The 12,685-nt window shown below is 73.0% G+C and carries 13 protein-coding genes; 10 read left to right on the forward strand and 3 right to left on the reverse strand.

Translation table 11 applies throughout. The annotated features are described in order from the left end of the window. Nucleotides 1-229: 229 nt before the first annotated feature. A complete protein-coding gene (locus tag LCN96_RS22745; protein WP_225274888.1) occupies nt 230-1,027 on the forward strand; it encodes a helix-turn-helix domain-containing protein in 798 nt (265 codons plus the stop codon). Nucleotides 1,028-1,036: 9 nt separating this feature from the next. Here the strand turns inward: LCN96_RS22745 and LCN96_RS22750 are convergent, their stop codons facing one another. Both LCN96_RS22750 and LCN96_RS22755 read right to left on the reverse strand, forming a co-directional pair. Beyond that, nucleotides 1,037-2,482 (reverse strand): sialidase family protein, encoded by a 1,446-nt coding sequence (locus LCN96_RS22750; protein WP_225274889.1) that lies wholly within the window; start codon nt 2,480-2,482, stop codon nt 1,037-1,039. A gap of 135 nt (nt 2,483-2,617) precedes the next feature. Next, nucleotides 2,618-3,685 (reverse strand): globin domain-containing protein, encoded by a 1,068-nt coding sequence (locus LCN96_RS22755; RefSeq protein ID WP_311132370.1) that lies wholly within the window; start codon nt 3,683-3,685, stop codon nt 2,618-2,620. A 484-nt stretch (nt 3,686-4,169) separates the two neighbouring features. Here LCN96_RS22755 and LCN96_RS22760 point away from each other — a divergent pair, with 484 nt between their 5' ends. From LCN96_RS22760 to LCN96_RS22770, 3 genes are read left to right on the forward strand one after another with little or no spacing between them, the layout of a single operon-like run. Next, nucleotides 4,170-4,856, forward strand: a complete 687-nt coding sequence (locus tag LCN96_RS22760) for a gamma-glutamyl-gamma-aminobutyrate hydrolase family protein (RefSeq protein ID WP_225274891.1) — start codon at nt 4,170-4,172, stop codon at nt 4,854-4,856. 9 nt (nt 4,857-4,865) lie between these two features. Next, nucleotides 4,866-5,780: an alpha/beta hydrolase gene (locus tag LCN96_RS22765; protein ID WP_225274892.1), complete on the forward strand. Its 915-nt coding sequence runs from the start codon at nt 4,866-4,868 to the stop codon at nt 5,778-5,780. Continuing rightward, nucleotides 5,780-6,562 carry an enoyl-CoA hydratase/isomerase family protein gene (locus LCN96_RS22770; protein ID WP_225274893.1) on the forward strand — a complete coding sequence of 261 codons (783 nt, stop codon included), beginning with the start codon at nt 5,780-5,782 and terminating at the stop codon, nt 6,560-6,562. The genes LCN96_RS22765 and LCN96_RS22770 overlap by 1 nt, the downstream gene beginning before the upstream one ends. Nucleotides 6,563-6,789: 227 nt before the next feature. On the opposite strand, the gene LCN96_RS22775 is transcribed toward LCN96_RS22770, so the two are convergent. Continuing rightward, nucleotides 6,790-7,377, reverse strand: a complete 588-nt coding sequence (locus LCN96_RS22775; RefSeq protein WP_225274894.1) for a class I SAM-dependent methyltransferase — start codon at nt 7,375-7,377, stop codon at nt 6,790-6,792. Nucleotides 7,378-7,506: 129 nt separating this feature from the next. On the opposite strand from LCN96_RS22775, the gene LCN96_RS22780 reads away from it, so the two are divergent. From LCN96_RS22780 to LCN96_RS22805, 6 genes are all read left to right on the forward strand, one after another. Next, nucleotides 7,507-9,117: a sensor histidine kinase gene (locus tag LCN96_RS22780; RefSeq protein WP_225274895.1), complete on the forward strand. Its 1,611-nt coding sequence runs from the start codon at nt 7,507-7,509 to the stop codon at nt 9,115-9,117. Then, nucleotides 9,114-9,791 (forward strand): response regulator, encoded by a 678-nt coding sequence (locus tag LCN96_RS22785; RefSeq protein ID WP_225274896.1) that lies wholly within the window; start codon nt 9,114-9,116, stop codon nt 9,789-9,791. Before LCN96_RS22780 ends, LCN96_RS22785 begins: the two co-directional genes overlap by 4 nt. Nucleotides 9,792-9,986: 195 nt before the next feature. Next, nucleotides 9,987-10,400 carry a hypothetical protein gene (locus tag LCN96_RS22790; RefSeq protein ID WP_225274897.1) on the forward strand — a complete coding sequence of 138 codons (414 nt, stop codon included), beginning with the start codon at nt 9,987-9,989 and terminating at the stop codon, nt 10,398-10,400. Between the two features lie 10 nt (nt 10,401-10,410). After that, entirely contained in the window at nt 10,411-10,998 is a 588-nt protein-coding gene (locus tag LCN96_RS22795; RefSeq protein WP_225274898.1) for a phosphoribosylanthranilate isomerase, read from the forward strand. Beyond that, nucleotides 10,991-11,974: a GNAT family N-acetyltransferase gene (locus LCN96_RS22800; protein ID WP_225274899.1), complete on the forward strand. Its 984-nt coding sequence runs from the start codon at nt 10,991-10,993 to the stop codon at nt 11,972-11,974. The genes LCN96_RS22795 and LCN96_RS22800 overlap by 8 nt, the downstream gene beginning before the upstream one ends. Before the next feature lie 128 nt (nt 11,975-12,102). Further along, entirely contained in the window at nt 12,103-12,684 is a 582-nt protein-coding gene (locus tag LCN96_RS22805; RefSeq protein WP_225274900.1) for a CDP-alcohol phosphatidyltransferase family protein, read from the forward strand. The last annotated feature ends 1 nt before the right edge of the window (nt 12,685 follow it).

The raw sequence follows: 12,685 nt of genomic DNA on the forward strand, positions 1-12,685 counted from the left end.
CTTGTCCTGCTGGCGGTAGGGCGGGCGGGGGCGGTGGAGCGCGGACCCCTTCCTGTCAGGTGCGGCGCCGCCTCGGCGGCGCTCCCGTGGGTGGCTTGCGGCCATCGTGCCACGCGGCACCGACAGTTACCGAGGACTGGGAGATTCCCCGCGCAAGCAGGGCGGCGACCACGGCGCCTTACCTGAGGGGTAATCGAGAGCCTTCCCTGCGGCCGCTACGGTGTCCGGCATGGGTGCTGTTGCCGTACATGAGGATTCTTTCGGTACGTTGCTGCGTTCGTGGCGGCAGCGCAGGCGGGTGAGCCAGCTCGACCTGGCCATCGAGGCCGAGGTGTCGGCCAGGCACATCAGCTTTCTGGAGACGGGCCGCGCCCGCCCGAGCCGCGAGATGGTGATGAAACTGGCCGAGGAGCTGGAGGTGCCCCTGCGGCACCGCAACAGGTTGCTGGTGGCGGCCGGGTTCGCGCCCGTCTATCCGGAGCGCGAGGTGCGTGCCCCCGAGATGGAGGTGGTCCGGCAGGCGCTGGACAAGATCCTGGCCGGGCACGAGCCGTACCCGGCGGTGGTGGTCGACGCGACGTGGAACCTGGTGGCGGCGAACTCCGCCGCCGCGATGTTCATGGAGGGGGTGCCCGCCGAGCTGCTCCAGGAGCCGATCAACGTGATGCGGCTGTCGCTGCATCCGCAGGCGATGGGCGGGCGGCTGCTGAATCTGGCCGAGGTGCGGGCCCACCTGCTGCACCAGCTGCGCAGGCAGGCGGAGATGTCCGGCAACGGGCGGCTCGCCGAGCTGCACGACGAGCTGGCCGCCTACACCTATCCCGGGGTGGACCTCAACGTGGCGCACGTGCCGGGGCCCGCCGACATCCTGGTGCCGCTGCGGATCGCGGCCGGGGACCGGGTGCTGTCGATGTTCACCACGATCGCGACGTTCGGCACGCCGGTGGACGTGACGGTGTCCGAGCTGGCCATCGAGACGTTCTGGCCGAGCGACGAGGAGACCGCCGCCGCGTTCGGCAGGGCCTGAACGCGCCTGTCAGCGGGCGGTCGGGGAGGTGCCCGCCGGTGGTTCGCCGGTCGCGACGGACGCCTCGACGGCGATCGTGGGCGGGTCCCCGCCGGTGATCGCCAGGCCGCCCGTGACCGTGTGCGTGCGCACGTTGTACGCGCCGGCGGCCGGCGGGCCCGCCACCGGGAAGGCGGGGAAGGCGCTGCCGCCCGGCACCACCGAGGTGGAGATGTAGTCGCCCACCGTGCGGCCCTGCGTGCTGCCGGCCAGCCAGTCCGGCGCCATGCCCGCGTGCAGCTCCAGCGGCGGCGACCAGCTCTCGCCGCCGTTCGCGGAGGAGGTGTAGGCGACGGTGAGGCGGCAGGTGCCGGGCGCGCAGGCGGCGTCCGGGTAGCGGTAGTAGGCCAGCGCGAGCCGGGCCTGCTTGCCGGAGCTCTCGCGGTCCACGCCGAGGCCGGGGATGAAGTGGTCGCCGCCGTCCTCGGTGACCCGCAGCACCTCGCCCCACGTGGTGCCGTCGGCCGACCTGCTCAGCACGATGTCGTTGCCCGCGCACTCCACCTGGAAGCGGCAGTCCTGCCAGACGACGTACACGGTGCCGGCCGCGTCCACCTCGGCCGACGGCAGCGGCGCGGCCCGCAGCCCGCCCGCCACGGTGTGCCGCTGCACGGGCGCGACCAGCACGCTGTCACTCCAGCTCGCGCCGCCGTCGCGGGAGCGGAAGGAGCGGATCTGGCCGTCGTCACTCAGATACGGCACCACCACGGCGCCGTTCGGCCGCACCACCGGCTGCCCGCCGAGACCGGTGGCGGAGGTGCCGGTCACGGCCCAGGTCAGGCCGCCGTCGGACGAGCGGGCCACCTTGATCGCGTTACCCGCCCCGTGGTCGTCGAACACCGCGTAGCAGGTGCCCAGGAACGCGCTGTCCGCGCCGTTGTCGCAGACGGCCCAGCTCTTGTCCAGGTCGCCGCCGGTGGCGGTGGTGACCGGCGCGCTCCAGGTCAGGCCGCCGTCGGTGGACCGGCTGGTCAGCACCGCCGCCCCGGTCACCCCGCCGGCGTCGCCGAGGGCGAGCGAGGTGACCAGCCACACCCCGTGCGCGGCGTCGAAGGCCACCGACGGGTCGCTGACCCGCGCGTGCGGGCCGCCGCCGAACGTCGTGATCCCGGGCAGCGTGCCCTTCGCCCAGGTGGCGCCGCCGTCCGTGGACGTGGCGAACGTGATGCCGGACGACCCTCCGTCGTGGAAGCGGCCCGCCTGCTGCGCGCTGACGATCGTCGAGCCCCACTGGTAGGTGTCGGGCCCCGCCGAGGTGCCGTACTGGGCGGCGGCGTTGGCGTAGGCGTCGGAGCCCAGCTCGGTCAGCGGCACGGCCTCCGCCGCGGCGGCCGAGGGGGACGGGGATAACAGCAGGGTCGCGGTGATGACGGTGACGAGTCCGCCGATTCCTCGGCGCCGGGCGGGTGATGGCACGGGTTCACCTCACAAGGCGTGTCAACATCCACTTGGCACCGTCGGGGCCCCCGCTGTCAACCTCCTGATCCGGAACGGGCCCTTTCCGGCGGTCACCGCCCGGCGGGGCCGCCGGGGTGTCCGCACGTGGACAGGTCAGTGCTCGCCGTGGATGACGTCCCGGTGGATGCGCGCCAGGGGCACGCCGTCGATCTGCAGGCACCGCACGGTCTCGTTGACCATGGAGGTCGGCCCGCACACGTACACGTCGTGCTCGGCCCAGGAGTGGAAGCGCCGCATCACCTGGGGCAGGCTGCCGCGCATGCCGTCGTAGGAGGGCTGGCCGGAGACCACGGGCAGCACCCGCAGCCAGGGGAACGACGACTGCATCCTGATCAGGTCGGGCAGGTCGTACAGCTCGCCGGCGGTGCGGGCGCCGTACAGCAGGTGGATGTTGGGGCGGCGGCCGGAGGCGATGACGGACTCGATGATCGCCTTCAGCGGCGCCAGGCCCGTGCCGCCCGCCACGCACAGCATGTCGCGCACGCTGTGCTCGCGCGGGGCCATCGTGCCCATCGGCGGGCCCACCATGAGCGTGTCGCCGACGCGGGTGTGCCTGATCAGCGTGGTCGACACCCAGCCGCCGGGCACCGAGCGCACGTGCAGCCTGATCGTGTTGTCGGGGCGCGGCGCGTTGGCGATCGAGAACGTCCGCCACACGCGGGGCCAGCGTGCCGTCTGCACGTTGACGTACTGGCCGGGTGTGAACGGCAGGCGCTGCGTGGGCCGCAGCGTGAGGACCGCGATGTCGCGGTGGCGCAGCTCGTGGTCGATGACCTCGGCCAGCCACCAGGCGGGGGAGACCCCGGCGTCCGACTCGGCCGACTCGATCATGAGGTTGGCCGCCGCCGTGTACGCCGACACCCACGCCGCCTCGATCTCATGGTTCCAGACGTCGGCGGCGAACCGCCGGATCGTGGCCAGCAGGGCGTTGCCCACGGCCGTGTAGTGCTCGGCGACCACGCCGTACTTGCGGTGGTCGCGGCCGAGCTGCCCGAGGAAGGCCGCCAGGCTGCCGGGACTGTCCAGGCTCCACACGATCCGGGTCAACGCCCCGAACAACCGGTCCCGCTGCACGTCCATGGCGGGCGGGAACATGCCCCTCAAGTGCGGGTTCTCGGCGAACAAACGGCCGTAGAAGTAGGCCGTGGCCTTGTCCGCCACGGGCTCGACGACGGAGAAACTCTCTTTGACCAGTCGCGGATTCAACGACATTTACCCAACCCCACCCTTTGACCGGAAACGCATTCCGGCTTCGGCCTGCACCTCCCTGACAGTCCGGGTCGTGAGCGCGGGGCCCTCCCCGGCCATTCCCGTGCGCTCGAAATTGAGTCTTACACCACTGATGACGCGTCACAACCGATTCCCACCAATTTCGCTGGTTTTCGGTCCGCAAATGGGAATGTAAATATTATTCGTATCCGACACCGCCGCCCGGCACCCCCGACCTCCTGCGCGTCCCCCCGGGAACCTTCACCCCCGGGCACGGACCGGGCGAATCCCGAAAAGCCCGTGTCTACGGGGGCAACGGATCTTCGGGGATGGGTGACATATCGGAAAGGGAGTACGCCATGATGGGGCATGGGGCCGTCACCGAGCGTCCGAAGCCCGACGGCCGCCCGACTCCACCATGCCCCCTGGAGATCGCATGTCCCGACCGCTGATCGGCATCACCGCCTACTTCGAAGCTGCCCGATGGGGCGACTGGGTGCGGGAGGCCGTGCTCTCCCCGCCCTCCTACGCCAAGGCGGTCGGGCGGGCAGGGGGCGCCCCCGTGGTGGTGCCGCCCCTGGCCCCCAGCGCCGCGGAGGACTACGTACGCGGCCTGAAGGGCGTCGTCCTGGCGGGCGGCGTCGAGCTGGCGGCCGAGACCTACAACGGCGAGCAGGACGAGCGCGTCTGCGAGCCGCAGGCCCAGCGCGACCGCTTCGAGCTGGCCCTGGCCAGGGCGGCCGTGCGGGCCGACATCCCGGTCCTGGCCGTCGCCAGGGGCATGCACGTGCTCAACGTCGCCCAGGGCGGCACGCTGATCCCGTGGCTGCCGGACGTGCTCGACAGCGACCGGCACGCCGAGCCCGACGGCGGCCACACGATCCAGGTCAGCGTCTCCAGCAAGCTGGGCAAGGCCGTCGGCGACCGGGTGGAGACCAGCGCGCCGCACCACCAGTCCGTACGCCGCCTCGGCTCCGGCCTGCTGGCCGTGGCCTGGGCGGAGGACCAGATCGTCGAGGGCATCGAGCTGCAGGGACACCGGTTCGGCGTGGGCGTCCAGTGGCATCCGGAAAGGAGCGGCGACAACCGCCTCTTCGATGCGTTCATCGAGGCGGCCCGCTAGGCTGCGATCATGCCGCTGCACCCCCAGGCGCGGGAGTACCTCGCCCGGTACCCATCGGATCTGAACGCCGACCTGGCCGCGCTCGACCTGGCCGCGATCCAGGAGATGCGCGCGCAGGACGAGTTCGCGGCCTACCGAGGGCCGCTGACGAAGCTGCCGTTCGTGCGCGACGAGGAGGCGGAGGGCGTCCCCATCCGCATCTACCGCGCCGACCCGGGCGACGCCCCGCTGCCGGTCGTGGTCTACTTCCACGGCGGCGGCTGGGTGCTCGGCAGCGTCAGGCGCAACGACGCGGCCGCCCGCGACCTGGCCATCCGCACGCGGGCCGTGGTGGTGTCGGCCGACTACCGGCTGGCGCCCGAGCACCCGTTCCCCGCCGCCGCCGACGACGCCTGGACGGTCGTGCGCGACATCTTCGCCAGGCCCGCCTTCTACCAGAGCAACGGCAGCGTCGCCGTGAGCGGCGACAGCGCGGGCGGCAACCTGGCCGCCGTGGCCGCCTGGCAGGCCCGCGACGCGGGCCTGCGGCTGGCCCACCAGGTGCTCGTCTACCCGGTGCTGGACGTGGCCATGGACACGCCCAGCTACGCCGAGTTCGCCAAGGGCTTCGGCCTGGACGCCGCGGAGATGGCCTGGTTCGCCCGCCAGTACGCGCCGCAGGCCGACCCGGCCGACCCGCGCCTGTCCCCGCTGCGCCTGCCCGACGTGTCCGGCCTGGCCCCTGCCACCGTCGTGACCGCCGGCTGCGACGTGCTCAGGGACGAGGGCGAGCGCTACGCCGCCCGCCTGGCGGAGGCGGGCGTGCCGGTCGACGTGCGCAGGTTCGACGGCGCGGTGCACTCGTTCTACGTGCTGCCCGGCCTGTTCGACCAGGCGATCGAGGCCAGGGAGTACGTCGCCGAGCGGCTGCGGGAGCACCTGTGATGGACGCCTACACCAAGCTCAAGCTCGACACCCCGGCCGAGGGCGTGCTGCGCGTCACGATCAGCGAGCCCGCCAGGCTCAACGCCGTCGACGCGACCGCCCACCGCGAGCTGGGCGAGATCTGGCGCGACGCCGACCGCGACGAGAGCGTGCGCGCGATCGTGGTCAGGGGAGAGGGCCGGGCCTTCTCGGCGGGCGGCGATCTGTCCATGATCGAGGAGATGATGCGCGACCACGCCACCCGGCTGCGCGTGTTCGCCGAGGCCCGCGACATCGTCTACAACGTACTCAACTGCTCCAAGCCGGTCGTCTCCGCCATCCAGGGCCCGGCCGTCGGCGCCGGGCTGGCGGTCGCGCTGCTGGCCGACATCTCCGTGGCGGGCCGCACCGCGCGGATCATCGACGGCCACACCAGGCTGGGCGTCGCGGCGGGCGACCACGCCGCGATCATCTGGCCGCTGCTGTGCGGCATGGCCAAGGCCAAGTACCACCTGCTGCTGTGCGAGCCCGTCACGGGCGAGCAGGCCGAGCGGATGGGGCTCGTCAGCCTGTGCGTGGACGACGACGAGGTGCACGACAAGGCGATGGAGATCGCGGTCAGGCTCGCGGCCGGCGCCCAGGAGGCCATCAGGCTCACCAAGTACTCGCTCAACAACTGGCTGCGCCTGGCCGGCCCCGCCTTCGACGCCTCGCTGGCCATGGAGTTCCTCGGATTCACCGGCCCCGACGCAGGTGAGGGCGTGCGCGCGCTGCGCGAGAAGCGGCCACCGGCATTCGGCTGAGCCCCGATCCGCGGCGGGACGAATGCTTCCCCGGGGCTCGGGTAGGCGCCCTTCACGGAGGACGACGACGGGGGAGGAGGTCAACCAACGCGGCTACCGGTCGCGGAAAGCCGCGGGGCGGTCCGAGTGCCCGCGCTGCGAGGGGTTGAGCAACCAGCTCCCCGCTTGAAGGCGTGGCCCGTCCGATTTCGGCGCCAATCGGGCGGCCGGGCTCCCCGCCGGGGTCCCTAACGGGGGCGACGGGCGTGGAAGACGAAGGCAGGCGGAGTGTTCCGCCACACCGTACGTCCCAGCACCACTTCCTCGAAGCGCTCCGCCAGCAGCGCACGGAACCGCCGTGCCGAGCTGAGCGGGATGGCGTGGATGTAGGAAAAGGTGGTGAACGCCGCACCCGGGCTCATCGCGCCCGTCACGGCACCCAGCAACTCATGCTGCAACTGGCTGGGGAACGCCGCCCAGGGCAGCCCGCTCACCACCACGTCCGCCATGCGCAGCCCGCGCTCGGCCAGCAGTTCGCCCAGCCGGGTGGCGTCCTCGTTGGCCACGTCCACCTTCGGGAACCGCTCGGCCAGCAGCCCGGCCATGCGCTCGTTCAGCTCCACGGCCAGATGGTGCCCGCGCCCGCCCAGCCGCTGCTGGATCTCCGCGGTGAACGGGCCCGTGCCCGGCCCGAGCTCGACGACGATCGGCTCGCCCTTCTCCGGGACGGGCGCGCAGACGGCCGCCGCCAGGTGTCGTGAGCTGGGCGCGAGCGCACCGATGGCCGCGGGGTTGCGCAGAAACTGGCCGAGGAACAGTGCGGTGTCGTTGGGCATGACCCGAACCTAGGCCCGCGACCGCACGTGATCGCTCCACCGTCCGGGCGGACCTCCGGCCAGTAGGAGGAGGCGCGCTCCTCCGCCGGGAGGAACAGCCGCACCCGCCAGGGCGGATACGGTGTGTCCATGCGTTGGCGTGGCGTGCCGCTCGATATCCTGCTCGCGGCCTCCGGAGTGGGTCTCGACCTGCTGACCACGGCCAAGGCGGGCGACACCGAGTTCCTGCCCGCCGAGATGAACATCCCGATGGCGCTGCTCGTCGGCCTGCCCATGGGGCTGGTGCGCCGCTGGCCGGTGCTGGTCAGCCTCTACCTGGCCGCCGCCCTGGTCGTCACCGACCAGCTCGGCTCGTTCACCTCCAACACCGCCCAGATCCTCGTCTGCGTGTCGCTCGGCGTGGCCGGCTACAGCTCCCAGGTGCGTGCCACCGCCCTGGCCGTGGGCGCGTCGATCGTCGCCACCGCGTTCAACATCGCCGACCCCGGCCTCGCGCTCACCGGCAACATGTGGATGTACTCCATCCTCCTGCCCGTCTTCCCCGCCGTGCTGGGCGCCTACCTGCGCAGCTCGGCGGAGCGGCTGGAGGAGCGCGAGGTCACGCCCGACGCGCTGCTCGCCGCCGGCGGCGTGGCGATCACCGTGCTGAGCACCTGGACCACCTGGCACTCCGGCGCCCAGCCCGTCTGGGTGGTCGGCCTGCTCGCCGTGGTGGGCGGCCTGTCACTGGGCATCGCCAGGCGGCTGCCCGGGCTGGTCTTCCTGCTGCAGGGCGTGCTGCTCGTCTCGGCCGACACCTATCTGAACGCCGCCGTCAACACATGCGTGATCCTCACGCTCATCGCCATCGGCGTGTTCGCCATGCGCGTGGTGTCCTGGGCCTGGACGGTGGCCGCGTACGTGACCGGCTGCCTGCTCACCGCGATCGCCGTCGTCGGCGACAACACCGAGATCACCACCTTCCGCGTGGGGGTCCTCATGACGCTGGTCGCCACGCCCATCGCGATCGGCCGCTACCTGGGCGTGCGGCGCGCCGCCGCGGCCACCGAGAAGCTGGTCGCCGAGGAGGCGGCCCGCGCCGCCGTCGCCCAGGTGCGCGCCGACCAGCTCGCCGAGCGCGAGCGCATCGCCCGCGACGTGCACGACATCGTCGCCCACCACGTCGGCGCCATGGTGCTGCGGGCCAGCGCCGCCCGCTACGCCGCCCCCGACGGGCCCGTCGCCGACGCGCTCAACGACATCAGGGAGACCGGCCACCAGGTGCTGCAGGACCTGCGCGACCTGCTCGACCTGCTGCGCGACCCCGACCGCCAGCCCGACCTGCTGGCCAACCCCGCCGACGTGGTCCGCGAGTCCGCCGAGCGCATGGCGGCCGCCGGCCTCGTCGTCGACCTCGACCTCGACCCGGCCACCGACCAGGCCCCCTTGATCGCCCGCACCTCAGCGGCCCGCATCGTTCAGGAAGGACTCACCAACGTGCTCAAACACGCAGGCCCCGGCACCTGGGTCCGCGTATCCGTCACGCCCGCCGAAGAGGGGCTGGACGTCCAGATCCGCAACGGGCGCCCGCCCACCGCCATCGAGCGGCTGCCCTCCTCGGGGCGCGGCCTGGCCGGCATGCGCGAGCGGGTGCGCACCCTCGGCGGCACCCTCAGCGCCGGGCCCGACGGCGAGGGCGGCTGGCTGCTGGCCGCCCACCTGCCCACCCACACCCGCGTGTCCCCGGGGAGTGCCGCATGATCCGCGTGCTGGTCGCCGACGACCAGGCGCTCGTCCGCGCGGGCGTGCGCATGCTGCTGCAGGCCACGGGCGACATGGAGGTCGTCGGCGAGGCCGACGACGGCGCCGAGGCCGTCCGCCTGGCCGAGCGGCACCTGCCCGACGTGATCCTCATGGACCTGCGCATGCCCAGGGTCGACGGCCTGGAGGCGATCAAGCGCGTGCTGGCCGCCCGGCCCGGCACCCGGATCGTGGTGCTGACCACGTTCGCCGAGGACGGCAACGTCTACGCCGCGCTGCGGGCCGGCGCCGTCGGCTTCCTGGTCAAGGACGACGAGCCGGAGCGCATGGTGGACGCCGTGCGCAGGGCCGCGGCCGGCGAGCAGCTCCTGGCGCCCTCCGTGCTGCGCCGCGTGGTCGAGCGGTTCCTGGCCGCCGAGGAGCAGGCCGCGCCCGCCGCGCCGCCCGGGCTGACCGAGCGGGAGCTGGAGGTGCTGGCCCTGGTCGGCACCGGCCTGTCCAACGCCGAGATCGCCGAGGAGCTGCACGTCGGCGTCACGACGGTCAAGACGCACATCGCCGCCGCGATGGACAAGCTGGGCCTGCGCAACCGCATCCAGGCCGCCGTCGTCGCCCACCGCACGGGGCTGGTGGACGCCTCCTTCCGTCCCGTACGGCCGCCGCGCGGCGGCTGAGCGGTACGCCGGGCGGCTGGGCTGTACGCCGGGCGGCTGGGCTGTACGCCGGGCGGCGGGGATCAGCCGCCTGCGTCCTGTACGCCGGCGGCGGGATCAGCCGCCCGGCGTACCGGTGAGTCATCCGGCAGGCTGACGACCTTCGGTGCCGCCCGCCGCGACCATGTGGTCCTTCGTCCAGTGAAAGGATCGTCCATGGCCATGCGGGAAACCGTCACCATGCCCCGGCCGGCGGGCCGGGTCGCCTCCGGCCTCGTCTACAGCCTGCGGGTCGCCGTCACCGCCCACGCGGCGGCGCTGCTCGTCACCGCCTCCTTCGCCGGCCAGGCGGTGGAGTCGGCGCCGATGATCGAGGCGCACCTCCTGGCCGGCATGGTCGTGCACCTCGTCGCCCTCGTCCAGATCGTGCTGGCCGTCCTCGTCTGGCGGCCGGGACGCGGCGCCGGCTGGCCCGCGCTGGCCAGCGTGGCGCTGTTCGTGGTCGGCGGCCTGCAGCACGTCACCTGGCTGTGGCTCGGGGCGCACCTGCCGGCGGGGGTGACCCTGTTCGGGCTGATCGTCGCCGTGCTGGTCTGGGCGTGGTCCCCGGCAGCCGCCCGCCGCCGCTAAGGTCGGAGATGTGTATGTGAAGATCTGCGGGTTGCGCGAGCCCGGGCACGTGGCCACCGCCGTCGCGGCGGGGGCCGACGCCATCGGGTTCGTCATGACCAGGAGCCCGCGCCGCGTCACGCCCGAGCTGGCCGCCGAGCTGGCCGCGCAGGTGCCCGGGCACGTGCTGACCGTGGGCGTCTTCCGCGGCGAGGACCCGGAGACGGTCCGCGCGGCGGCGCTGGCCTCCGGGGTGCGCGCCGTCCAGCTGCACGGCAAGCACCCGCACGGCGACTTCACCGCGCTGAAGGACCTCGGCGTCACCCTGATCAGGGCCGTGGACGCCCAGGCCGACCTGCGGTGCGGCGCCTACGACGAGGACCTGCTCCTGGTGGACGCCCCGCACGCGGGCTCCGGCCAGGCGTGGGACTGGGCGGCCGTGCGCGGCCGGGCGTCCGGGCGGTGGCTGCTGGCGGGCGGCCTGACCCCGGGCAACGTGCGCGAGGCGATCGAGGCCGCCGGCCCGTGGGGGGTCGATGTGTCCAGCGGCCTGGAGAGCGAGCCCGGCGTGAAGGACCCGCGCCTGATCGAGGCGTTCCTCCGGAGCGTCCGTGGCTGAGCCGGCCAGGGGCCGGGCGCACGACCGCGCCGCCGGGTCCGTGGATGAGCCGGCCGGAGGCGCGGCGCTCGACGGTGGCGCCGGGTCCGTGGATGAGCCGGCCGGAGGCGCGGCGCTCGACCGTGGCGCCGCATCCGTGGGCGAGCCCGCCAGGGGCGCGGCGCTCGACGGCGCCGCTGCGGCGGACCTGGCGCGGGCCCTGGGGTTCCTGCGTGGTTTCGCCCGGCGCAGGGCGCCCGTGGTGGTGCCGGTGCCAGGTGGCTTCGGGGTGCTCGACGCCCGCTACCCGGGCTCCTACGACGACAACAAGCTGATCGTCACAGCCTCGGGCGGCACCGACGAGGGCCTGGCCGGGCGGCTGCTCGCGGCGGCCGACGAGGGCCTGGCCCAGCGGCTGATGGCGGCGGCCGACGAGGTGCTGTCGGGGCGCGAGCACCGCCTCGTGTGCGTCGACGACGACCGGCTCGGCACGGCGTGCGCGCCCGCGTTCGCCGCCGCCGGCTACGAGCACGAGACGAACCTCGTCATGGTCTTCCGCGGCGAGCCGCCGCACGACTCGCCACCGGCCGAGCGGCTCGGCCTGGAGGAGCTGGCGCCGGTGCTGCGGCGCGACTGGCGCCGCACCCTGCCGCAGGCCCCCGACGAGGTGATCGACGGGCTGGCCCGGCGGGTGTCGGCCCGGCTGCGCGGCGCCGACACGGTGGCCTTCCGCGGCGTGCGCGCCCCGTCCGGGGAGATCGCCGCCCGCGCCGACCTGTACGTGCACGGCGGCGTCGCCCAGATCGAGAGCGTCTTCACCGGGCACGAGCACCGGGGCAGGGGCTACGCCGGAGCCCTGATGAGGGCGCTGCTGGCCGAGGTGGCCGGCGCCGAGCTGATCTTCCTGCTGGCCGACGCGGACGACTGGCCCCGCCACTTCTACGAGCGGCTGGGCTTCGCCGAGGTGGGCCGCACCCACGCCTTCCTGCGCACCTGACCCGCGCCCGTGACCCGCCCATGACCGGCCCATGGCAGGGGTATGACCGGGCGCAGCGGGAGTGGCCTGCGGAAAGCGGGGGCGGGAGGCGAGCGCCGCGTCGCATTCCACGCAGTAGGGTCTGCTGCGTGAGCGAAACTTCCGCCGAGGACCGGATCTGGACGGTTCCTAACCTGCTGAGCTTCCTGCGCCTCCTGGGCGTCCCCGTGTTCCTCTGGCTGGTTCTCGTGCCCCAGGCCGACGGCTGGGCCATCGGCGTCCTGGCGGTGGCCGGCTTCACGGACTGGCTCGACGGAAAGATCGCGCGGGCGTTCAACCAGACGAGCAGGCTCGGCCGGCTCATCGATCCCGCGGCGGACAAGCTCTACGTCTTCGCGACCATCTTCGCCCTCCTGTTGCGTGAGGTCATCCCGTGGTGGCTGGTCGTGGTCATCCTGGGACGGGAACTCTTGGTCGCGAGTTTCTTCCCTGTACTTCGCAAATATGGGTATAAGGCACTTCAAGTGCATTTCCTGGGCAAGGCCGCCATGTTCAACCTCATGTACGCCTTCCCTCTCCTCTTCCTTGCCTCCCACACTGGGTGGTATGCCGATATAGCCCGAATTGTCGGGTGGGCCTTCGCGCTCTGGGGAACGGGCCTGTACTGGTGGGCGGGGGTGCTGTATGTGGTACAGGTGCGCCAACTCGTAACCGCGGCCAAGAAGGGGTGAT

Origin of the sequence: Nonomuraea gerenzanensis, from assembly GCF_020215645.1 — a bacterium.
Classification (GTDB): Bacteria; Actinomycetota; Actinomycetes; order Streptosporangiales; family Streptosporangiaceae; genus Nonomuraea; species Nonomuraea gerenzanensis.